Source organism: Halomonas maura (assembly GCF_030409305.1).
GTDB lineage: Bacteria > Pseudomonadota > Gammaproteobacteria > Pseudomonadales > Halomonadaceae > Halomonas > Halomonas maura.
Genome location: NZ_JAUFPQ010000010.1, coordinates 1 through 22,758 on the forward strand (window position 1 = coordinate 1; position 22,758 = coordinate 22,758).

The following is a 22,758-nucleotide window of genomic DNA, read 5'->3' on the forward strand; positions in this document are numbered from 1 at the left end:
GTAGCCGATCAATCAGACAGGAATGCGGCCTGACCGCCATCCACCAGATTTGACGATAACTCGAGACAACTTGATCATGTGCTCAACCTCTTACTGAGGCACTTCGTTGCGATGTTCCAGATACCACGCATAGGCGTCCTTCATCCCCTCATTCAGCCCGATTGAGGCCTGCCAGCCCATCGCATGCAACCGCGACACGTCCAGCAGCTTGCGCGGGGTGCCGTCCGGCTTGCTGGGATCGGTCCGTATCTCGCCACCATAGCCCACCACCCTGGCCACCAGTTGCGCCAACTCCAAAACCGTCAGGTCCTGGCCCACGCCCACATTAACGAATTGTTCATCGGAGTAATGCTGCATAAGGAACACGCAGGCATCAGCCAGATCATCCACGTGCAGGAACTCGCGCCTGGGGCTTCCCGTTCCCCAGAGAGTGACCTCCCCTCGCCCCGTTTCCCGTGCTTCGTGGAAGCGCCGGATCATCGCCGGCACCACATGGGAGTTTGCGGGGTGAAAGTTATCGCCTGGACCGTAGAGGTTGGTGGGCATCAAGCTGATGGCATCGAAGCCATACTGGCGACGATAGGCCTGGCACAGCTTGATGCCGGCAATCTTTGCCACGGCATACCACTCGTTGGTGGGCTCAAGCGAGCCTGTGAGCAGATACTCCTCCTGCATGGGCTGTGGCGCGTACTTGGGGTAGATGCACGACGAACCCAGAAAGCACAGCTTTTTGACTCCACACTGCCAGGCCGAGTGGATCACGTTGGTCTCGATCGCCAGGTTGTCGTGGATGAACTCAGCCGGATAGGTATCGTTGGCGTGAATACCGCCCACCTTGGCGGCCGCCAGAAACACATAGTCAGGGCGATTGGCCAAAAACCAGTCGATGACCGCCGCCTGATGGGTCAGATCCAACTCGGCACTGGGCGGGGCCAGAACCTGCTCGAAACCTTGAACGGTCAGCGCCCGACAGATGGCGCTGCCGACCATGCCACGCCCGCCGGCGACGAATATCCTGCAGCTCTTCTCCATATTTACTCCCTGAAGCGATAGGCGCGGTAACCGTTTTTCTCGATCAAGGCGTCGCGGCGAGCCCATTGCAGATCCTGCTCGACCATCTCGGACACCAGTTCATCGAAGCGGATACGCGGTTTCCAGCCAAGCTGTTCACGGGCCTTGCGGGCATCTCCCAGCAGTGTCTCCACCTCCGCTGGGCGGAAGTAGCGCGGGTCCACCGCTACGATGCGCGCACCGGGCCGAGCCTTGCACTCATCCGGGCCCGCTGCCAGCACACCTAGCTCTTCGCGTCCCTCGCCACGCCACTCGATCTGCATATTGAGCCTCCGGGCCGCGGCATCGACGAAATCACGCACCGAGTGCTGCGTCCCGGTGGCAATCACATAGTCGTCAGGCGCCTCCTGCTGGAGCATCAGCCACTGCGCCTCCACGTAATCCTGAGCGTGGCCCCAATCGCGCAGGGCATTCAGATTGCCCAGGTAGAGGCACTCGTCCAGGCCCAGGTAGATACGCGCCAAGGCGCGGGTGATCTTGCGGGTCACGAAGGTTTCACCGCGCAGTGGCGATTCATGGTTGAAGAGAATGCCGCTGCAAGCGTACAGCCCATAGGATTCTCGGTAGTTCACCGTGATCCAGTGGCCGTAGAGCTTGGCCACCGCATATGGGGAACGTGGATAGAAGGGCGTGGTTTCGCATTGAGGCACTTCCTGCACCTGGCCAAACATCTCCGAGGTAGAGGCCTGATAGAACCGTACTTGTTCATTCATCCCCAGAATACGGATCGCCTCCAGCAGTCGCAGTGTGCCCATGGCATCGCTGTTGGCCGTGTACTCTGGGCTTTCGAACGAGACCGCCACATGACTCTGGGCGCCCAAGTTGTAGATCTCGTCGGGCTGCACCTCCTGGACAATGCGGATCAAGTTGGTCGAATCAGTCAGATCCCCATAATGCAACACCAGCCGCGGGTCAGGCTCTTGTGGATCCTGGTAGAGATGATCGATACGCTGGGTATTGAACTGCGAGGCCCGGCGCTTGATACCGTGCACCTGATACCCCTTGTTCAGCAGGAACTCGGTCAAATATGCGCCATCCTGGCCCGTCACCCCAGTTAGCAGTGCTTTCTTGGTCATCTGCATCGCAGTTTTCACTCTGTTTAGGGGAAAAGGCGAACGGGCAAGGCACTCAGATCCAGCCCATCATGCGATAGTAAAGAACACCAAAAATTTCATGGACAGCCAGGGACTGTGAGAAAGTGCACTGGCACTGGGCAGCAGTAGCCGCAACCTGAACCTCAACTGCTCGAATGTCTGGAAATCAGTAGCGGCAGGAACAAGCGGTATATCCAGATCTGAAAGTGTCGCCATGACGCGGCGCATATACGAGGCCGATGTCACTAACAGAAGCGAAGACACTTTATGTTCAGCGAGAATCGGGACCAGTTCTACTGCGTGCGCATGCGTCACAAAAGCGCAACTCGAGAACTATCGATTCCCGGCTCCCATATCGCCAAGAAACAGAGCCCCTGCCTCGACCTCTCTCTAACCCTCTATGCGGTGCGGCTGACGCCCGCCGCTTAGTATCACCAATGGAGCCCGGCCAGCATGAAAGATTCGGGCCGCGTGCCAGAAGCGGTCTACCGAGCCGGCGGAGGACGGATAGGTTAACTGCCCGTTGCCCGTAGCAAACACTCCCCCCAGCACCAACACTGATCTTACCCAACAAACGTGGACACCGATCTAAGAGATTATTCGGGCCTCGAAGGCCTCAGGGCTGATCATCCCAATTGCACCGTGCCGGCGCTGCCGATTGTAGTCCATCGATGTATTCGAACACTCGCCGCCGCATGGCAGCCCGGGTCTCGAAACGTTCGCCATGGATCGCCTCGATCTTCAGGCTATGGAAGAAGCTCTCGGCGCACGCGTTGTCGTAGCAGTTGCCCTTAGCACTCATGCTGCACTTCAAGTCGTGCTGGATCACCAGTGACTGGTACAGGGTCGAGCAGTACTGGCTCCCGCGATCCGAATGTACGATCACCTTACTTGGGGATCTTACGGCGCCACAGCGCCATCTTGAGGGTGTCACCGACCAGATCAGCCGTCATGCGGTCGCTCATCGCCCACCCGATCACCTTGCGTGAGTAAAGGTCGATCAGCACCGCCAGGTAGAGCCATCCTTCACCGGTCGCCAGATAGGTGATGTCGCCGGCCCATTTCTGGTTCGGCGCCATGGCGGTGAAGTCTTGCCTCAGCAGGTTGGGTGCCACCGGCAGCGAGTGCCGCGAGTTCATCATGGCCTTGAACTTGCGCGCCGCCTTGGCGCGAAGTCCCCGGCGTCGCAGGCTGGCAGCGACGGTCTTGCGGTTCACCGCCAGGCCATCGTCAACCAAGTCCAGCGCCAATCTGGGGGCGCCTGAGCGTCCCTTCCGGCGCTGGTAAGCCTGGGCCACTCGCTGGTCGAGAACTGCCTGCTGGCGGCATCTCGGGGCCGGTTCGCCGCCACGCTGTCGCCAGGCGTAGTAGCCGCTGCGAGCGACCCCGAGAACCCTGCACATGCGCTGGATGCTGAATGCCTGATGATGCTGGTGGATGAAGGCGTACTTCACTTCAGGCTCTTGGCAAAGTACACCGCTGCGTTTTTTGCGATTTCAAGCTCTTCCGACTTCTCGGCCAGTTGCCGCTTGAGCCGTGCATTCTCGTCGGCCAGGGCTTGCTCGCGCTCTGAGGCGCTTTGCCGCTGCTGGGCCTTGGCTCGCCACTGGTAGAGCTGGCTGGGCTGAAGGCCAAGCTCTCGGGCGGCGGCACTGATGCCGACTCGGTCGGCTAGGGCCAGCGCCTCGGCCTTGTAGTCTTGGGAGTAACGGGTACGGGTCTTCTTCATCGAAGCTGCTTGCCTTGCCATGGGTCACCTCGCCTCAGTGTACTGTCTTAATGAGGTGTCCACTGCTGCTGGGCAAGATCACGCTGCCGGAAGGCCGACGTTCGGCCCTCGATGGGGTCTGTCGGGGATTGCTACGATAACTCAATGGCCGAGAGATTCATTGCCACTCTGGAATGCGAGTTGCTCGACAGGAACCGATTCGCCACGCCGACGGAGGCGAAGCACGCGGTCTTCGCCTTCATCGAGGGATGGTACAACCCACACCGCCGCCACTCGGCAATTGGCTATGCCAGTCCTATCCAGTTCGAGCGACAGCATACGGCAGCCTCAAGCTAAAGCCGTGTACCGTCCACTGAATCGGGGTAACTCCAAAATACACCAGAGAGAACCGTTTTATCCCATTTCAGCGTCTAATGTTACCCCTTGGAGACTTTGAAAGTCACTAGAAATTAGGTATATCCAGCAGCGGCTTTAACCCGTGACCAACGGGCAGTTGCCAGACCAGCTTGCACCAGTCATGATTGCCTTCTATCAGCCCAGGTCCCTGAGGAGTAATTACCACGTCCCAGCCAATGGAGCGATTTTGCGGATACTTCAAACTGGCTTGCCGTACCATTTCTAGAGTCTCCCTCCAGAATGGCACCTGAAACCCTTCAATCGGTGTGCCGGTAACCGGATGATGCCTTTCCGGTTCACGGGTGATGTCCGAATAGACACCAGGACCGCTCACTACGCCAGTGGCCTCATCAATGAGGGCGGCCAGATTGCCAGCCGCCAGATTATCTACGTGGGAATTAACCGAAATTCTCAGCCGACAGCCCAATACGTGATACTCCCCATCAGCATCGAGCAAGGTGAAGATTCGGACCGTATTGACAGCCGAAGGCGAAAGGGCGCTTAGCGCCGAATGCTGTTCGACAAAAGCTTCCACCATATCGAGGCACTGGTGGTTCATCCACGCAATCAAGTTGGCAGCATCGAATTTAGCACTGGCATGAATCTGTACGCTAGAACCGCAGTTGCCGTTTGCATCCTTGAACACCAGCCGCTCATGGTCGGCCAGAATACGCTTGACCAAAGCCGGATCCTTCTCTAGCTCCTCCAGAGTCCACAGCGGATGGCGGAAAAATTCGCGATAAGCGGTGTAGAAGCGACGCTTGTCATCCAGAACTCCGCGCTCGGAGGGTGGATTGGCACGCAGCTGAAACTCGTACATTAAGCCAGTGCCCGCCCAGCGGGCCTTATCACTGTCCCCAAGACCCGCAAAGCCGAACTGATACCATTCCAAGGGCGAGATATTGTAGCGCAGGGAATCTCCAACGAATGCTACAACTTGGCGCACTGGAAGCATACCGTATTGCTCACGAGTGTGGCGAATGAACCGCCGAAGCATCAGCCAATTCATGTGGCGCGAGTAGTAGCCAAGGTACATCAAACGGCGCGCTAGTCTCATAGCGTCCTACCTCATTTCATTGATCAACTTGTCAACACTGACAAATTCGACGTCTGGCCAGCGCTGGGTAATTCGCTTGAGGAGCTCACCCAGTGCCGCCAGGCCTTGCTCTCGGTTGTGCTTATCCAGGTGGCCGCAAAAGTTGACTCGATGAGAGCTGACAATAGCAGGCCTGCTCCAGCGAAACGCGGCACTGATCTGCTTCACCGCACGTCCGACAGGATCACTGACCAGAGTATTGCCAGGCTCGAATACGACGTTGCGCACTACCGTCAGATGGTTCTGCCGCTTCTGGCGGCCACTATGGTTGACCTCCTTGCGACAAGTGCCATCTCCCATGGAGCGAACACAGAGAAGGGGCTTATCAATGGCGAGCACTCCGCCGGACTCGGCGACTTCATAAAGAGTGGGATGAAGCTGCTGAGCTGGAGGAGTAAAGGTCACTGAACGAAAGCCCCATACCTTCTCGAACAGATCAAGCCCATCACGCAGAATCTCGCGGTGACGCTCAAGCTCCCCACACTCATGAAGGCCAAAGGCATGACTGAAACCTATCCCGGGCCTGGCCGGATCCCTAGTCAATGCGGCGAGGCTGTCATTTAACAGATTGGCTTTCAGGTCCGCATCTCTAGATCTTAGCTTATGCTCAAATAGATCGACGTTGAGGTGCTCTCGGCCATGAAACTGCGGCTGAATCACCCCCTTGTCTCTGCCCTCCTGCCACAGGGCCCAGGCACCCTCATAAGCGGCAGGCTGATCGGCCGCCAGGCGTGTGAAGGTTTCGGGTACCGGTTCTGGATAGAAGTGCTCACCATCTTGGCGAATACGCGCGAAATCGGGGGTGGCCGAAAGCGCATAGGCGGTAAATAACGCCGGTTGGCCACGACTGTCGCGAACCGAGTCAAGCACTTCATAAAGCGCCTCAAGATCCTGACGCGTTTCGAGGGCATCGTAACGGTCCATCCGCCCCGAGAGATCCAGCCCGGCCTTTCTCAACCGTGACTGAGCCAGTGTTGAGGCGACTCGCACATTGGCATAATCATCAACGGCAAAGGCAAGCAGCTTTCGAGGAACACGCCAGCCGCGGAGATTCTTCAAATTATCCAGGAGGGCCTGTTTCATAACAAAGAGGACCTCTGGGTGAAATAGGACTGGACAAATCGATCCGCATTTCCTCGAGTAAAATGACTTGCCGCTAAACGCGATAATTCAGACATAGCATGCTTCCGCCTTGGATGAGAAGCCAACTCAATTATAAATTTCTCTATATCAGCCAATTGGCTAGATTCGAAGCAGCGAGCGTGCTCAAACTTCTCAGCATAGTGAGCCAACTGACTATCCTTAGCCGCTACATAGAGCGATGGGATTCCGAAGCTCATGAGATTATAGGCCTTGCTTGGTACTGAGCCCTGGCTGACATGCTCATTGAGCATGACAACTCCAATGTCTGCAGCAGATAGTGAATGAGGGAACATCTCATCGGATTGGAACGGCAACATCTGGACATTGGAGAGCCCCCGCTCCTCTACATTACGACGAATCACCAACTCGCGTGGGCCGCGGCCAATGATCTGAAAAAGAATCCTGTCGTTATCCCTGAACCGATCGGCTATTTCAATAAGCAGCTCTACATTATGCGTTAATCCGATATTCCCTGAATACTGAACAATGAAATAGTCGTTGATATTGTACTTTTCAAGAAAGATATTTCTGTGAGGAGGGATGCGCTCCTCATTTTGAAAAATTGACCAAATCGGTAGAATTATTAGTCGGTCACGATTAACATACTTCGATAGGGCGTCGGCCATGACCTCACTGATAGTAAATAGCCTATATGCTTTACGGAAGGAGCGACGATTCAACCTGGACCATAAACGATATAGTGGATGGGATTCTTTCATTCCCGTAACTTTGAAGGTATCAGGGTAGACATCCCAGATAATCATGCTGAAACGATGAGGCAATACCAGATTAAGGAGATACGCCATCGGTGGTACGGATATAAATAGCACTTCGTGGTTTCGATACCTAGTGATCAAAAGCCACCACATTCTGAGCATAGCTAAGATATATGATGCGACCTTCTTTCGGGCCGGGCGCTCATACCATTGATTAATATAGTGAACATTAATATTAGAATCAAGCTGCTCCCCTTGAACATGAACACTTCCCGAAATCAAGGTGACAGAGTCAAACTTCTTGTTGAAGGCATTGGCAAAACCAACTGCAAGGTAGTTGGCAGCTTGATTAAGTATCACGAGTCTCCTTGCCGGTTGGGGATCACAGGTGCTCATCGATCATGATCCTTTCTTCCAATCCTGCAGCACGTTCATTGACAAGAGCATTACATAGTCTAAGTATTTTCGTAGCCCGCTGTGAAGGAGTGTCAAATACAGCTAGTCGCATAATACCTGTTTTTTTTAGTTTTACTTGCAACGCTGGATCGTCAACTAAGCGTTCTACTTGAAAAGCAGCTTCACGTGAATCGCCAGGGCTGAAGTAAAGGGCGGCATCCTGACACACGCTGCGGGCAAACCCCATATCAGTTGTTAAAATGGGTTTTTGCATTTTCATGGCTTCCGCATATGAAGCTGAGAAGCACTCTGCAAGCGTAGGCAAGAACATTGCATCGCACTCAGCATACACTCCAGGACACTCAGGAGGAGGCACCGGGCCAATCAGGCGTATCTGTGAAGGAACGTGACTAGCAATTCGATTAAGGTAGTCTTTCTCAGTCAGCGTCAACACAAACTCAACCCGTGAAAGCAACCTCTTCGGAAGTTTTTCGATGACCTTTTCGATTAAATCGAGGTTCTTGTGTGGGTAATAACTCGTTAACGTTAGGAATCGAAAAACACCAGCCGATCGTTCAGGCAATCTTGGTAATGTCCCCTGTATTGAGTCATACCACGCGCCATGATTATTAGTAACCGTAAAGACTCGATCAGTACCAAGAAGTTTTTGCACTCTTTGATTAACGTCATCCGTTTGGACGATGAGGGCGTCAGCATCACGACGAAAAAAATTGCATTGCACCCAGCGCTGTGTAAGCAATCGAACTTTTCGTGGAAATGATAACTCATATACAAAAGGGGATTCAGGATAGATAAATAACGGCAAGTTAAAACCCATAAGATGCGGTGCCTTGCTGCGCCAATAGCTCGGCCCAGAAGTTGTAACAACACAGTCAGGTATAATATTCGCTTCAACGGCGGACATTTCACGCTGCACGCGTTGTAGTTTATATAACCTGATAGCACCAAAATCTTTATATATAAAATGAAAGTTATCAGGAAAATCTCTTGAAGTGAGTACGTTACCCACCCCAGGCCCAACAACAACGTAATAATCGTTTTCGTGATGTCTACGACATTCGTATAAAAATGATAGCGCCACCTGCACAGCCCCACCAAAGCGCAGTTTTGAAGTATTTATGAGAATTTTCATTATACATCAATCCCTCGTCACCTGACTTTCAAGGAGGTTTCTAGAAGAGAATCAAGTTTTTTAAAAACAATGTCTTGACTATAATGAACAATCATACTGCGCGCGTTAAGGGATAGGTTTATCTGAAGAAATTCATTCTCAACCAACTCTTCAAGTGAACTTTGAAATTTTGCTTCATCACCATTAGGCACCAAAATGCCATTTATATTATGCCTAATCAACTCTGAGGGTCCGGTGGGGCAATCATAGCTAATACAGGCACAGCCTGCCGAAAGGGCTTCAGCCAGTGCATTTGGAAATCCCTCTGACAGCGAAGTCAATGCAAAAACTCTGGATTCATTCAGAAACTTATAAACATCTTGACATTGGCCGTAAAAAAAAACATTGTCACTAACTCCTAAATTTTCCGACAACCGCTCCAGATAAGCTCTATCAGGACCATCACCAACAATATTTAGTTTCCAGCTATGGCAATCTTTCAATGTAGCAAATGCACTAATCAGTGCTTTCTGGTTCTTCTTACCCCCGAGAGTGCCAATCGATATGATATGCTTGGGCCGATCCTCAAAGCGAGTAACGTTATCAGGAACTTGTATTGGATTTGGCAACACTTCGAATTTAGAAAACCGATAACGAGGCTTCATGATTTGGACAGCTCTCGAAGTTTGGACCACGACTTTATCTGCAACAGGATAAATAAGGGGGTTAATAATTCCTCGGCTGCCTTCCATGCTTGATGTTGGGTTGGCACGGTTAAAGACTATTACACGATCGCTATAAAATTTAGCTATCAGAAGAGTTGCAGACGCAATCGATTCCCCAAAACACAAGACCAAATCAGGTCGCATAGTACTTAGACTTCGCTGAATATAAGAAAGTATATATAGATACCATTTCCAGCCGGCGCTTCTTTTGTTGCTTATATCAGGCTGTATAAGACTCACTTCAGAGGGCAGTTCATAAAACGGAGTAGCTCTGGAAAGTAATAAAACTGAAACGGCATGGTGTTTGCGTAGATAAGTTGCCATTCGACTAACAATCCGTTCAGTTCCACCAGCTCGGAGTGAAACACAAACTAAACAGATCTTTGACATAAACACCCCTTAAGTCTCTAAAGATACTGTCCTAACAATAGATCTGCCTGATAATCAGAAAATGGCTCTGATCCTGATCCAGGATGAAAAGTCAACTCTCCAAAATAAACCTGCTCATCAACCTCATAAAAATCGACACGAACAAAGGAAAAATTTTCAGCAAGTTGCCGTGATAACTGAAGCATAGTCTCTAGAGTTTTTGGACAAGACACTTGACGCTTTGCCATTGGATAGCGAACTGTGAAAGGCTGAGAGCGCCATTGACAATCGTAAAACCGACGGGTATGGCAGGTATGGCGATCTAAGTCAACCTGAATACATACAGGCTCACCGTGAAAACAAAAAAACTTATAATCAGGGAGATCCGTATGTCCGCCACCTAACAGTGGTTCACAGATGATTCTAGGCCTAATATCTCGATACTGAGGCTCACCACCAATTAGGAAATGATTGACACTCTGCCATCTGTACATTTCTTGGAATACTTCATTATCCGTAGGATCTGAAATATCACCTCGCAGTATAATTACACGCCCCGAAGCATGCGTTGGTTTTATAATACAAGGAGTTGGTAAGTCCTTTATTATTACTTGGCTTGCACTCTCATAGATTCCAATAGTAGGAATCACGTGCTCGCTGCCTATTTTTTTTGCGACGAATTCCTTGGCTGAAGCCTTATCAACCAAAGTGCATAGATTTCTAAACCTTTCATCCAATTTACTTTTCAGGATCTTCTCATTAAACGTTTTTGGGGATTTTAAATTAGCTAGATACCAGTGATCCCCGATTCTCCGATGCATACGATAGTGCTGTATGCGGAATAGGAGTTCTGGACAACACTTCAATAACAAAGGATACATGTGAGACTTAAAGACAGATTTCATAGTATGCAACTTTTCCAGTAATGCTGCCATATCAGGTCTTAGCGTACGAAAACGCACTCATTGAAGCATACATACAACATCAAAATAAAATGGCAGCTAAAGAATCTTGAACACTAACATTGACTTTAAGGATAGTTCAGTGGAAGGATATCTACTGGATGCACGGGTTATTAAGTACATGCCAATATAGGCGAGAGTGACACTACATTATTCGGTACATACAGCCATATACCGCATTCATTTAAAAATGATAATCCCTCGCGGTGATTATGTTGAAGATGCAATCACGGCAACAAGATCATCACTACTCATATATTCAACATCTGGCCATCGCTTTGATATAGCTTTCAACAAAAGATCAAGAAGTTTGAGGCTGTGATTGCGATGTGCAGAGTCCATCCCGCTCGTATAATTTATACGATGGGTGCATATCACTGCAGGCTTTCCAAAGCGAAAAGCCTGCGCCATGTCCGCAAGAACCAGTCCAACCCAATCACTTTCTGAATTTAGATAAGGCTCAAATAAAACATTTCGAACACTATATCGCTGCTTAAACTGATTTTTCTGTCCTGTGAATCGGTGGCAGATCCTAGGTTTCCCTCCAGCTTTAGGGCTAGGCTGTACATACCCTCGTTGCGTCTGTATCATGGCAATTCCTTCCTTTGCCAAGTGCATTTCCAGCTCTTTTGGCAACACATAGTTACAGGCCACCATTGTTTTACTTTTAAATTGAAAAGTGTTCTCGAAAATCCTGAGACCATCAGAGACAATTCTATTTATTTCCGCCATCTCTTCTGGCGTTTCGGCCCAATACGCTGCCTTATAGTGCTTTTGCCAACAAGATGAAGTAGTGGTTGTCAACCCATAAAATCGATGTCTAAATGCAACGCAAGTTTCCTTGAAGCCTTGCCTGAGGTCTCTCAACCACAGAATTGAATTGAGATGCTCTCGACCATGAAATTGTGGCTGGATCAGCCCTTGTGAGATTGCTGCATTCCAGTAGGGCTCAAGATCCTCACCATGGTAATAGCGGTAAGAATCAAACAGATGCTGGTGAGCAAAACGTTCAAATCCTTCATTTTCGATAGCTTCAAAGTCCGGATTCCCCATAACCGTATTTAAGGTAAAAACAGGAGAGCTACCGGTGATGTCGCGATGATCAGCCAAAACGTTCATCAGCGCCATAAAATCGTTTAAATTTTCCAAGCAATCCAAGCGGTCATAGAGGGAACGGTCGACACGAACACCTTCTGTCAGAAGACTTTTATACACCTTCCTAGAAGGCATGCGAATTGCTCCCCAATCGTCGCTCTCGAAAATGACCAGTTTCCGTTTGGTCCGCCAACCTCGCATGTTCGTATAAATGGATAAAGCCTGATCTTTTATTTGAAGACTCATTCTGTTAACTGCCTTCTCATCAAAGGAAGCTACTCAAAACCCACATGAGAGACTGATAAAGGCTTTGATCGGCCTCAACAAAAGGTGCCGTAATGAAATTGCCGGTGATTAACCATATTGAGGTAAAACCTAACATTAAACGAACAGCAAGTGCCAGATCAATAATGAGTAGCAATGCCAGCATACTGAAAAATGCATTGTCAAACATCTTCTGACGATTTGACGTCGCTAGGTAGAGTATCACAGAAGCAAGTAGGAGCATTCCAGCCAGGTTATAAAACCTACCCAAGGAGGGGATGTAGTTCAGAAGGTTGATCACACCATATAGCAGCATACCGAGCAACAACAGTGAACGAATAAGACCTTTATCATTAAGAACCCCCCTCCAAATCATCCAGCTTGCAGAAGTTACAAAGAAAATGGATGTCAGCGTTTGATTAATTTTAAGGAACCATGCCAGTGACTCTCCCCTCAACGCCATGATATCAGGATTAACAGCAGCTGCGTTTATATAACTGGACGCTCTCTCATCTATCGGGATTGGAAAGTAACTAATCAATGTCTTAACTATGGAAATATCTAGATTCGTCATAACCAAGCTAACAAGAAAGAAACAATATATTCCCATTCCGAGATGACGAATAAAAAAATATAAAACCAATACAACACAAGGCAACCAAAGAGAAAAGTGAACCAACGTAGAAAGAAACATCACAATTATGAATTTACGATTTCCAGTTGACAAATAATGCATAACTCCATAAGCAAAAACATGCAGCGCTGTCCCCATTCGCACCCCGTTCAAACTTGATCCAATATTTACCTGAAACGCGAAAGCAACCAACAGGAAAAGTAAAAGTAGGTTGCCACTGCCTGGAACTCGATCTATCAGAAACCAGACATTACGAGAGTAGACATAGCCGAAAAGCACTCCGAAAGTAGCGAATAATACAGCATGGCTACCCGTGAAAAGTGAAACGAAGAAAGTCACCAATGGCTGATAAATGTCTTGATATTGGCTACCCTCGGCAAAAAGTAAGCTGGTCAATTCACCAAGACTCATATCTCCCTGGTGCATATATTCCAGCCACGCCGCATGTCTTACTGAGTCTGCACCAGAACCATTTGCAATAAAAAAAACCGTGCCATAATAAACCACAAAAATCCATATCACATTCCGTGAAGCAGGATCTTTCGGATATAGCAGGCTTAACACAACCATGATAAATGGCGCAATGAGCGAAGATGCATAAATAATCAAGTTTCGCGGTAAAATCATTGCCCGCGATGAGTAAAGGCTGGCCGGACGGTGACGTAGTCTTTGCATACCGATATGCTCAATTATATTGCATCTTATCAGCTAATGCTTGATCAGCCAGACTCTCAAATTCCCTGACCACATTGCCGATTTCGTAACTCTTGGGATACTCTATTTGAAAGGCCTTTTCGTATTTTTCGCTTAAGAATTCATTCAAAACATCTAAATCAAGCTCGTTTGTATCCAGGCTCAAAATTGGCCTACCCGTCAACCAGTAGTCAATAAGCTTACTAGGAGTCTGACTTTTTCCAGGATAAACAAAGCTTAACAGGAAATTCATTCGTGAGAGTTCTTGAAGAAGAACTTCTCTATCTACAAACCCCCTTATCTTAACCCTAGCGTCCCGAACCATATAGGGATAAACCAGTGAGGCATCCCGAGTGTAGATATAAAACTCAAACTTGCAATCGATTTTTACAAGATAGTCTAGAAGTGGGCGCGGATCTCTTTTCCCTGGAATAAATAGTCCAGCGTAGGCAAACCTTACAACTCCATCTTCAACTGGGGACTCATCTTTTAAATGGCAATAATCTTCAATATTATAGCCCTGAGGTATTACACGAATCTTGGGAAGAAACTCAGGGTAATATGCTTTTTTTGATTCACTCGTTGGAACGGTAATAAAATTAGCACATTCGCAGAATTCTTTTTCCAAGCCTCCGAAATATGGCATTTTTTTAAAGCTGTCATTTTCAAGCCCCATGAACGGATCGCCACAGTCTGCGACCCATATGCTCGCTGGAAAATTTCCTTTTTTTATGGCTTTAGAGACACCCCAATGTACCGAATGAGGCGCCGCAATTGATATGGCGGCATCCTGAGGCTCTATATTCCTGAGGATCCTTGCAATCCTGAACATTAAATAAATGTCTGGATAGTATATCAACTGCAACAAGGCCCGGCGTATCACTCGTAAGACCCAACGTTTCCGCCCCAACCATTCAATCGGAATTTCTGGCCATTCATTACCTAAGTCAGAGAGAGTAAAACCGTATTCTTTCTGCAGGGCATGCTGTGCAGCGTTCGCCGGTGCCACCACATGAACTTTATGCCCCTGCCGGCATAGTTCCTTGACAAGCTCGGTAGCGCGATGCCCTCTGGGAGAGTTTCGAGGATAAAATGATCTAGTTATGATGACAAATTTTTTCTTAGCCATAGCAAATCTCTTGTTATCTTTCACACTTGCAGTAATAATTGATACAGAAATCGGGTAATCCCAATAACTCATACAGAACGAATGAAAGTTGCCCTTGAGATCACATCACAAATCCAACTTATAGACCGATTACTAGTTGCCCGTAAAGGTAGAGTACGTGCACAACGCTAGTATCACGTTTATCCTCCAATAGGAACCGGAAACCACAGTTCCTGAACCAAGAAAACTACTCTAACGAACACAGTTGCGCAAGATATTTAAAACCCTCAGACAATTGCGGCGATCTCTAACCGATAATTTACGTGAAAGTTCACAGGAGCCGCCTTTTTTTATATGAAATTATTTCTTCACAGAATCATAGCCAACTAGAGAGCTATCAAGCTAAAGCATTGTGACAATGGCTGGACAATAAAAAATCTTCTAGCGCTACCCTTGCCTTCATATGTTTGAGGCCAGAATTCACTTCTCCTTTTAACGAGTAGACATATTCACCTTCCATGTATATCGCTTTCTCCACATCTGAAGAGACATCTTCTTTTTTATATAATCCAGAAACCGCATCCTCAATAAAAACATTTAATTTATCCTTTGATTCATAAACATGCTGCCCCGTCACCTCAGGAAACTTATCAACTCCAAATATTACTGTTGGCTTTCCTCGGATGAGGCTTTCTGTATTGACGGTACCACATATTGTTGCTGTGAGCACTGAATTATCGATAAGCTCGAAAGTATCGCAATGTATGTCTATTAACTCGACCCCCTCTATACTTGCTATATACTTATAGTACATAGGATCTCTCGCTCTAGGGGAACAACTCCGAATAAATGTAGCTGGGTGTTCTTTAACCAGAAGTAGAATGTCTTTGGGCAGTAAAGCTCTCATGTACAGGATAGCTCGCAACTGCTGTGTAAAGCCACAAGCTTCTGGCAATGTAGTTCTTTCGGGTTGATAGTGAAGATAATACACTGCAACCCCTTTCGCATTGATATCGTTTATGCTTATTGAGAGTTTTTTCAGTTCCTTCCAGCACCTGATGGTATTTATTACAAAATCAGGTCTTGCTAAATTTCTCTGACATAACATTCCAACATTCAAGTACTTTCCATTATTGTTTTCTAGCCTTTTTTTATCATGCCCAGGCATAGCATCTGCATAATTGGTTTTGCATCTATTAATATACTGCCTTGCATCCTGGACGTAACAATTGTTTTCATTACCACTGATCTTGACAACCTCTGCATTCCTAGATGTCCCTTTCAATATCTTGAAATACTCTTTAAGCCGAGTTTGATGCACTATATATACCGGGACCCCCATCAACTCATAAACCTTAGCCCTAATGTACCACTTGGCTAGATGAGGGGTTGAAGGGCAAAACAGGTATGGTGGCTTGTTTTCAACAACCTCCGTATATGCTTCTAAAATCCATGAATAGCATAGAGCCCAGTAATTAAGCAGACTTCGTGGCGAATGCTCTCGCTTCCTCAGATAGCGGAATCTAGACTTTAAAGTTTGAGGGTATTCTCTATCCATGAATAATGGTATGTTCTGATCGTTTTGCAGCACATCTATTATTTCCGCAACATCTTTATTGACATGCCTTTCAATAGTTTTCATATAATTAACTGCTCCGTTTCATTTCAACCACGATCAAGAAATAATGTGTGTTACGGTGCGCCTAGAGGCTCTTTTGTTCCGTGTTACCGATCGGAAAGGCTAAGAACCCAGAGATGTTTGAACGTCATGACCGCCACCTTTGTTATAGCCAACTAGAGTCGTTATAGACCCAATATACAACACTACTGTCAAGCGTGGTCCGCCATTCGCTGAAAGATGACGTTATGCGATACCAGTTCGCTATACCTTCCCTGATCCGCCACTTGGCCGTCAGCCAGCAGATAGATACAATCGCACTGTTTTACCGTGGTCAGCCGATGGGCAATCATGACGATGGTTTTTTTACCGGAGAAATCATGGATCGCATCCATTATCAGCTTTTCAGTAATTCCATCAAGAGCGCTTGTCGCCTCATCCAATACCAGCACATCGGCATCGTGATAAAGGGCACGGGCAATACCTATACGTTGGCGCTGGCCGCCAGAGAGCTGAACACCCCGCTCCCCTATCTGGGTTTCCAATCCATCAGGCAACTGTGCGAGAAGCTCATCCAGACGTGCCATGCTGGCCGCCCGTCTCACATGCTGATCTTCGATAGTCTCAAGCGGCAGTCCAAAAGCGATATTCTCGCGGATCGAGCTATCGGCAAGAAAAATGCTTTGAGGCACGAAACCCAGGCAGTTCTGCCAAGCACGTCGGTTACCCGCTGTAAGAGGCTGGCCGTCGATTAGTACCTGTCCCTGATTTGGCTCAATCAGGCCCAGCATGAGATCGATGGCCGTGGACTTTCCGGAGCCGGAGGCTCCCACTAGTCCTATCACCTTGTTAACAGGAATTTCCAGTGTCAGTCCCTTCAAAGCCGACGTTTCTTTACCGGGGTAGCGGAAGACAATGTCCTTAAGTTGTATAGCCTGGCGAGGCGACAGTACCTCGGCAGTCCTCTCGATCGCCTCCACCCCAACCCGGATCTTGGTTCCCGCCATTTCACGGCTGGCGTGTAGGTCATCGATAATCGTCTCGAAGGCAGCCAGATTAGCTCGAATTTGCGACGCATTAGCGTAAATCTGCTGAAACGCAGGCAGCAGCTTAAATCCTGCCAAGGCATAAACGGAAAGAATCGGCAGAATGGTGCCCAAATTGCCCTGGTGAACAGTCAGCAGGTAGAGCACCAAGAAAATGACGGCGCCAAAGGCCACTAGCTCCAAGGCATAGCGAGGCACCTGGGTCAAAGCTTGGGTAATACCCTGTGCTTGAGCATAACGCTCGCTGGCTTTGTCAAATTGATCAGTAAAGACCGGCTGGCGCCCCAGCAGAAGCGAATCCTTAATACCCCCGAAGCCTTCGTTCATTAGTTTGAAGCGCTGACGCTGCACCGTGGAAATCGTTTTTCCATTGTTGACTAGCCAGAACCGAACCGTGAAATACAGTAGCACATAGGCGATCGAGAAAATCGTGATACCGGCCAGCGCCACTAATGGGTTGTAAACAAAGATAGCGATAGCCATAAAGCTAGCCATTATGATCTTGGCGTTCATTTGTAGTACTGGCCGGATGACTCCATTGGTCACCCTCAAACATTCCTGGGATATTTGGTTTGTCAACTGACTGCTGTTTCCGCTGGAGTGGAACAACCAAGGTTGATACATGTAGTGTTTATAAAGGCGGCAACTCAGCTCCGCACCAATGCGACTACCATACATGGATAGGCGCCAGCTGGTGTAGATAGAGATCATTGCTGCGCCGGTCAATATGCAAAGTACGCCCAAGCCGATCCAGAAAAGAAATTGCTCTGGCTTTTCGAACCCGCTGAACTGGTAGAGCTGAGCCAAGCGGCCATCCCCTTGCAGCTGTTGCATATTACCCACGATAGCCATGAAAGGGCCTATAGCGAGTACGCTGCCGATTTCGGCGAATGCCATCAACACGACAAAGAACTGCAAACGGAAAAGCTTGGTACGCTGCATACGTGTCAGTAGCTTGTATAGCTCTTTGAGACTCGCAAACATTACCCTTGCACCTATGGCGAAATACGCTTTTTCGATTCAGTTTACTGGTCAGACCGGGCACCGCGTGTATCAACCACTCGCTTGCAGGGTTCATGGCTTGCCACGTTAACCCCCAGTGACCAATCCTCGTCCAGTGAATATCTATATACTAGCCACTTATCAGTGTGGCTAGTTGCTCCGTGGCCCAGCTTTCTCGAGAGTCATGCAATTTTTCGTCCTCCACCTGAAGGCGCTTAAAGCCGGTGGCACAGCCACTGTAGGTCGGCGTAGAGGGACTCACCAGATAAGCTATGTACGGAAGCGTAGTCGGCATTGCTCACCTCCTGGCGCTCTTGCCAAGGTTCTCGTTTCTTGTCTAACATCGCTTGCTCGCCCCTTCACCTACCATGGCTTCCTGTCGCTCACTCCCCGCGCCGTTCAGATTAGCCTGGTATCCTCAGGAGGCTCAGGCACCATTGGCCAAACATCCATTGCGATACAGTGGCAAACTAGCGTAGTCTGTGATGTACAATCTTCAATCACTGGTGACGAGTGGTCGGACAAATTAACTCCTGAGCATAGTCCAAGGGACTTGTATCGGGATGTCAGCTTGTTGACCAAAATGCTATTAACATTGTGAAATCTGCTATAAGTGAGCTTGATTATATTGAACCTCAATAAGATCGAGCGAATGCCTCTCCCCTTTACGAATGTCTCTTGCAGACTAGTGGTAGATGGCACACTTCACAGCGCTGCCGAAAAAATGAGTCACGAAGGTGCACGCTTGTGTCTGTAGAAGCAGAACCATTACTATATTATTTTCCTTGACAGTCATCCTTCAACAACAATGCAAGGCTCGTAACGTGCGTTCCCATCTTGGTTGGCCACGGCAATTCACCCAATGGCCTAACCTTTATGTTTACTCCTTCTCTCCGAAGCCTCTCAGTAGCCAAGAATGGTCCTGGAATAACCGAACTATTAGTCCACAAGGGCTTCATGTTTGGAAAATAGTCATGGAGCAAAATGATGCCATCCTTGTTAAGAAGCTTTAAGGCCAATGGAATCTCTTGGTACACTGTTGTCGCGGAATGGTCTCCGTCAAGAAAAATAAAATCAAATGTTCGCTGACATTTTTCTGCATAATTGAATGAAGTATCTTTGACAAATTCAACAAATGATCCGTAGCCCAGGCTATCGATCACTTCTACTGGGGAATGACTTGCCCCATGTTTTAACCATGGCTTATCGGCTGGAGAATTGACATCATAAATATCAACAGTCGTCACGCTTGGCATTTTGACTGAAGCATTGTGAAGTGCAGAAGCAATATGAAATGTTGAAGCCCCTATGTGTGTACCAATCTCCAATACAGATTTTGGCTTAATGGCACTTATCAAGTAATAAATTGCTCGTCTGTCCCCAGGATTGACTCCACCCGTCCCATCCGGAATCATAAATTCTTTAATCTTTTTTTGTGTATCAAACCACATTCCATCAATAGTTCCACAACTAAACACATCACTCAATGAAGGATCGCTATCAGAACGAAGCTTATCTGTATTACAGCCTGCCAACTCAGCCTGTTCCAATTTTCTTAATGCCTTTCGAAAGCGGTATTGGTCAACCACGATTGAGGGTGTTATACGTGCCACATGTTGTTTTAACTTCATTTTTATCTCTCCAGCTTTCATTAGCTCTCTTTTCATCTATCAATTGTCGCGTAGGGCGACATTATTGCGCCTCAACTCCAGAACATTAACTCCCATCGCGAACTATGGATGGCCAATTGCGGCAATACATCAGTGTCAGACTGATATTCAGTGTACCAGGCGGATTTAATTAGGTTGTTCATTAACGAAACTGTATCATCCATCATGGCAGACTCGAGATATAGCAGTTTCAGCCTGTGACGCACCTCGGTTCTATAATGAGAGATTGCGTAAAATCATTAAGTCTCCACTGGCAACCAGAGAGTTTCATGCATCTCTCATATGAATATCTATCTCACCAAGCGGGCAGAGCAAATAGTGAAGCAAGTTAGTCAAGCGTGATATATTACCATGTCGATAGAGCTATCAAATGTCGATGCCGACCATCCAAAAATCAGTATTGTTTCCCGAATGCTATATTTTTCCAGTTACAAGTTCTGCATCCCAACAAAGCCAGCTCATTCTTCTATGACAAATCAACTAGCCCAAGCTTCGCCCATTTCTCCAGGTATGTATAGACTAAAGACGGTGGCAAGCCTACGCGGCTAGCCAATACCGAAGTACTGACTGGTCGGGAGAGTGTAGGGATTAGTTCCATTAATTGTCGCATGGAACGGCGTTTATCATCGGGAAAATCACCAAAAGCGACCTGACCAGGATCTATATACAGATCATAATCTGGATGTGAAAGGCAGACATTTCCGGTAAAACGTTTTCTTATCAAGGAGCTAGACTCCAGCATATCTATCGCGCTCAATAAAATATTTACCGACTCCTCAAGCTTTTCCCCACTTATCAAGTCAAGATTATCGCGGTCGCTGTGATATTCCGGATAGGGATAGCGGGAAAATGAAGCCATTGGAATGCCATACGCTTCCCAGATATATTCATCGTTGATCAGAGCACTGGCAAATTCGCCAGTGTGATGCCGACTTCTACTCTTTATTAAAGCATCCGCCAAGGCCTTTTCGATATTCGACTGGCGATAACGCGAAAATTGAAGTGCAAGCTCAGTTGGAGAACCCAGCATCTCCAGCATGACTCCTTCAAATAAGGACTTCCGCTCATCGCTATCCATCCTACCCAGATAATACTCATTGCCTATGATTCCAGGAGCCAAGACGAGCCGGTAACTAAACTTCAGATTGCGTTTACGCAGCTTCTCGAAGAGTGCGACACCCACAGCCACACCGGACAAGCCGTCATTGGCCACCCCGGGGTGATCGAGATTGGCGCCGAAGACGATGGTCTCGTCAAGTTCGCCTGCCAGGTGATATTCGAGCACGCGCAAAGTACCTGGCACTTCCTCGGTATCGATTAGGACGTCATAGTCACCCGGAGCCAGTGAGTCGAAGAACGCTTTAGGTACACAGAACCCCCAGTCCCGTTTCCAACTCGTGAAGAGCTGACGAAAGTGAAAGGGGATGCTGTCATCATAGCGATGATCGAAATGCAGGTGTTCACGCAACTCTTCACGTGACACCCTGCCCCGGAATGGAGCCGACACGGCCATGACCGCCATGGGATGCCAACGACCGTCGTAGACCATTTCGCCATTGTGATGGATGCTGGCCTCTTTGACATCCCACTTCGGCGGTATTACCCATCCGTTGTAATTATCTTCGTCGGGGTAATCGATCTCCTTGAAGGGAAAGATGTCCTTGAGATAATGAATGGTGTAATCGTAGTCACTGGAGCAAATAACCCGGTTCAATGGCGTCAGGTCCGCTATCAGCTCTATCATTTCTCTCATATCATTACCTTTTCACTTTTCAGGCCATGATCTAGAAGAAAAGAACATAGTATGTGGCTATATCTGGACAATGACTTGCAATGCCTCTTTATTTTTAGGCAAATCGTTCGTATCCAATCGAGGCAGCACCAATGATTTATGTTGGTTCAGGTTCGCCACCCCTACGTTGACCGTCAGGCCCAACGCACAGTCCCTTTCCTGGAGGATCTCCAGCAAGCTGTCATCGTAGCCACCGAAGGGATAGCACATGACCCAATCACTGACGGAAACCCCTACTCCAGCCAGGAAGTCCAGGCTGGCATCGATTTCGTGCCGTTGCTCCTGGACCGATAACGTATTCAGCCAACGATGCGTGTCACCATGACTGCCGATCCACATTCCAGCGGCATACATTTCCCGGAGATGATCCTCGTTCAGATAGAGCTCTCCAGCGAAACCGCGTTCGTCGTCACTCACGAACTGACGAAAGAGCCCGTCAAGCAGTGGTTCACGCAATGCCTTGGGAAGTCCCTTCTGCAGGATTCTCTTGATAAATGTCACCTGCGGATGATCGTAGCGTCCTTCTCGGCAGTAGGTCTCGAAGGCTTCCTCGTTGCTGGGTAATCCATATTCAGCACGGTGAGCATCCAGGGTAGCGAATATCACATCGATCAGTTGCTGCGGATGAGCACCGCTGGCGAGTGTAAAGTGAATTTTGTTGACGTCCAGCACGCGTTCACCGCGAACGGCACACACCGGTGGGAAGAAGCTGCCTTGTATACCACGCGAAACGAGCAGTGGTAATACGTACGTATAATGATCCAGATAGCCATCATCGAAGGTCAGCAGCAGGGAGTTATCGGGTAGCACCACTTCGCCACGCGTCGCGGCAATCACCTCCTCCATGCGTACGACGTGGTAGTGATGCTGAATGAAGTCAAGCTGGCCACGGAACTGTTCCCATTCTTGAGCCTTGAGGTCTGGATATCGGGACCCACTTAGGGGACGGACATAATGATACATCACGATGGTCAGCTTGTTCCCCATGTTCCTTACCCCCTGTCATC

16 protein-coding genes and 2 pseudogenes are annotated in these 22,758 nt (G+C 48.4%); 1 reads left to right on the plus strand and 17 read right to left on the minus strand.

Going from position 1 to position 22,758, the window contains the following annotated elements:
• Positions 1-90: 90 nt before the first annotated feature.
• The 3 genes and pseudogenes from fcl to QWY76_RS04440 all read right to left on the minus strand — a co-directional run bounded on the left by fcl (position 91) and on the right by QWY76_RS04440 (position 3,915).
• Positions 91-1,032 (minus strand): GDP-L-fucose synthase, encoded by a 942-nt coding sequence (fcl, locus tag QWY76_RS04430; RefSeq protein ID WP_290309904.1) that lies wholly within the window; start codon positions 1,030-1,032, stop codon positions 91-93.
• Positions 1,033-1,034: 2 nt separating this feature from the next.
• Positions 1,035-2,153 (minus strand): GDP-mannose 4,6-dehydratase, encoded by a 1,119-nt coding sequence (gmd, locus tag QWY76_RS04435; RefSeq protein WP_290309905.1) that lies wholly within the window; start codon positions 2,151-2,153, stop codon positions 1,035-1,037.
• A gap of 600 nt (positions 2,154-2,753) precedes the next feature.
• A pseudogene (locus QWY76_RS04440) lies at positions 2,754-3,915 on the minus strand (IS3 family transposase).
• 60 nt (positions 3,916-3,975) lie between these two features.
• On the opposite strand from QWY76_RS04440, the pseudogene QWY76_RS04445 reads away from it, so the two are divergent.
• Positions 3,976-4,230 (plus strand): annotated as a pseudogene (locus tag QWY76_RS04445) (transposase); the annotation flags it as partial.
• Positions 4,231-4,336: 106 nt separating this feature from the next.
• On the opposite strand, the gene QWY76_RS04450 reads toward QWY76_RS04445, so the two are convergent.
• The 14 genes from QWY76_RS04450 to QWY76_RS04515 form a co-directional block, all read right to left on the minus strand.
• Positions 4,337-5,347, minus strand: coding sequence for a sugar-transfer associated ATP-grasp domain-containing protein (locus tag QWY76_RS04450; RefSeq protein ID WP_290309906.1), 1,011 nt, complete (start codon positions 5,345-5,347; stop codon positions 4,337-4,339).
• Between the two features lie 6 nt (positions 5,348-5,353).
• Positions 5,354-6,469, minus strand: coding sequence for a hypothetical protein (locus QWY76_RS04455; protein ID WP_290309907.1), 1,116 nt, complete (start codon positions 6,467-6,469; stop codon positions 5,354-5,356).
• Positions 6,466-7,641, minus strand: coding sequence for a glycosyltransferase family 4 protein (locus tag QWY76_RS04460; protein ID WP_290309908.1), 1,176 nt, complete (start codon positions 7,639-7,641; stop codon positions 6,466-6,468). Before QWY76_RS04460 ends, QWY76_RS04455 begins: the two co-directional genes overlap by 4 nt.
• The gene (locus QWY76_RS04465; RefSeq protein WP_290309909.1) at positions 7,628-8,794 is read right to left on the minus strand and encodes a glycosyltransferase family 4 protein; all 1,167 of its coding nucleotides are present in this window, start codon (positions 8,792-8,794) and stop codon (positions 7,628-7,630) included. Before QWY76_RS04465 ends, QWY76_RS04460 begins: the two co-directional genes overlap by 14 nt.
• A 17-nt stretch (positions 8,795-8,811) precedes the next feature.
• Entirely contained in the window at positions 8,812-9,888 is a 1,077-nt protein-coding gene (locus tag QWY76_RS04470; protein ID WP_290309910.1) for a glycosyltransferase, read from the minus strand.
• A gap of 17 nt (positions 9,889-9,905) precedes the next feature.
• Positions 9,906-10,802 carry an ATP-grasp fold amidoligase family protein gene (locus QWY76_RS04475; protein ID WP_290309911.1) on the minus strand — a complete coding sequence of 299 codons (897 nt, stop codon included), beginning with the start codon at positions 10,800-10,802 and terminating at the stop codon, positions 9,906-9,908.
• 237 nt (positions 10,803-11,039) lie between these two features.
• Positions 11,040-12,170: a hypothetical protein gene (locus QWY76_RS04480; protein WP_290309912.1), complete on the minus strand. Its 1,131-nt coding sequence runs from the start codon at positions 12,168-12,170 to the stop codon at positions 11,040-11,042.
• A 19-nt stretch (positions 12,171-12,189) separates the two neighbouring features.
• A complete protein-coding gene (locus QWY76_RS04485; RefSeq protein ID WP_290309913.1) occupies positions 12,190-13,497 on the minus strand; it encodes an EpsG family protein in 1,308 nt (435 codons plus the stop codon).
• A gap of 10 nt (positions 13,498-13,507) precedes the next feature.
• Positions 13,508-14,644, minus strand: coding sequence for a glycosyltransferase (locus QWY76_RS04490; RefSeq protein WP_290309914.1), 1,137 nt, complete (start codon positions 14,642-14,644; stop codon positions 13,508-13,510).
• A gap of 376 nt (positions 14,645-15,020) precedes the next feature.
• Positions 15,021-16,265, minus strand: coding sequence for a hypothetical protein (locus QWY76_RS04495; RefSeq protein ID WP_290309915.1), 1,245 nt, complete (start codon positions 16,263-16,265; stop codon positions 15,021-15,023).
• A gap of 188 nt (positions 16,266-16,453) precedes the next feature.
• On the minus strand, positions 16,454-18,271 hold the full coding sequence (locus QWY76_RS04500) for an ABC transporter ATP-binding protein (RefSeq protein ID WP_290309916.1): 1,818 nt from the start codon (positions 18,269-18,271) through the stop codon (positions 16,454-16,456).
• 794 nt (positions 18,272-19,065) lie between these two features.
• Positions 19,066-19,941, minus strand: coding sequence for a class I SAM-dependent methyltransferase (locus QWY76_RS04505; protein WP_290309917.1), 876 nt, complete (start codon positions 19,939-19,941; stop codon positions 19,066-19,068).
• Between the two features lie 484 nt (positions 19,942-20,425).
• The gene (locus tag QWY76_RS04510; protein ID WP_290309918.1) at positions 20,426-21,712 is read right to left on the minus strand and encodes a DUF4910 domain-containing protein; all 1,287 of its coding nucleotides are present in this window, start codon (positions 21,710-21,712) and stop codon (positions 20,426-20,428) included.
• Positions 21,713-21,769: 57 nt separating this feature from the next.
• Positions 21,770-22,738, minus strand: a complete 969-nt coding sequence (locus QWY76_RS04515; RefSeq protein WP_290309919.1) for a polysaccharide deacetylase family protein — start codon at positions 22,736-22,738, stop codon at positions 21,770-21,772.
• Positions 22,739-22,758 lie beyond the last annotated feature (20 nt).

Excerpts from the sequence above, each read along its gene's own strand:
- fcl (WP_290309904.1), bottom strand. The coding sequence starts at position 1,032 with ATGGAGAAGAGCTGCAGGATATTCGTCGCCGGCGGGCGTGGCATGGTC.
- gmd (WP_290309905.1), bottom strand. The coding sequence starts at position 2,153 with ATGCAGATGACCAAGAAAGCACTGCTAACTGGGGTGACGGGCCAGGAT.
- QWY76_RS04450 (WP_290309906.1), bottom strand. The coding sequence starts at position 5,347 with ATGAGACTAGCGCGCCGTTTGATGTACCTTGGCTACTACTCGCGCCAC.
- QWY76_RS04455 (WP_290309907.1), bottom strand. The coding sequence starts at position 6,469 with ATGAAACAGGCCCTCCTGGATAATTTGAAGAATCTCCGCGGCTGGCGT.
- QWY76_RS04460 (WP_290309908.1), bottom strand. The coding sequence starts at position 7,641 with ATGAGCACCTGTGATCCCCAACCGGCAAGGAGACTCGTGATACTTAAT.
- QWY76_RS04465 (WP_290309909.1), bottom strand. The coding sequence starts at position 8,794 with ATGAAAATTCTCATAAATACTTCAAAACTGCGCTTTGGTGGGGCTGTG.
- QWY76_RS04470 (WP_290309910.1), bottom strand. The coding sequence starts at position 9,888 with ATGTCAAAGATCTGTTTAGTTTGTGTTTCACTCCGAGCTGGTGGAACT.
- QWY76_RS04475 (WP_290309911.1), bottom strand. The coding sequence starts at position 10,802 with ATGGCAGCATTACTGGAAAAGTTGCATACTATGAAATCTGTCTTTAAG.
- QWY76_RS04480 (WP_290309912.1), bottom strand. The coding sequence starts at position 12,170 with ATGAGTCTTCAAATAAAAGATCAGGCTTTATCCATTTATACGAACATG.
- QWY76_RS04485 (WP_290309913.1), bottom strand. The coding sequence starts at position 13,497 with ATGCAAAGACTACGTCACCGTCCGGCCAGCCTTTACTCATCGCGGGCA.
- QWY76_RS04490 (WP_290309914.1), bottom strand. The coding sequence starts at position 14,644 with ATGGCTAAGAAAAAATTTGTCATCATAACTAGATCATTTTATCCTCGA.
- QWY76_RS04495 (WP_290309915.1), bottom strand. The coding sequence starts at position 16,265 with ATGAAAACTATTGAAAGGCATGTCAATAAAGATGTTGCGGAAATAATA.
- QWY76_RS04500 (WP_290309916.1), bottom strand. The coding sequence starts at position 18,271 with ATGTTTGCGAGTCTCAAAGAGCTATACAAGCTACTGACACGTATGCAG.
- QWY76_RS04505 (WP_290309917.1), bottom strand. The coding sequence starts at position 19,941 with ATGAAAGCTGGAGAGATAAAAATGAAGTTAAAACAACATGTGGCACGT.
- QWY76_RS04510 (WP_290309918.1), bottom strand. The coding sequence starts at position 21,712 with ATGAGAGAAATGATAGAGCTGATAGCGGACCTGACGCCATTGAACCGG.
- QWY76_RS04515 (WP_290309919.1), bottom strand. The coding sequence starts at position 22,738 with ATGGGGAACAAGCTGACCATCGTGATGTATCATTATGTCCGTCCCCTA.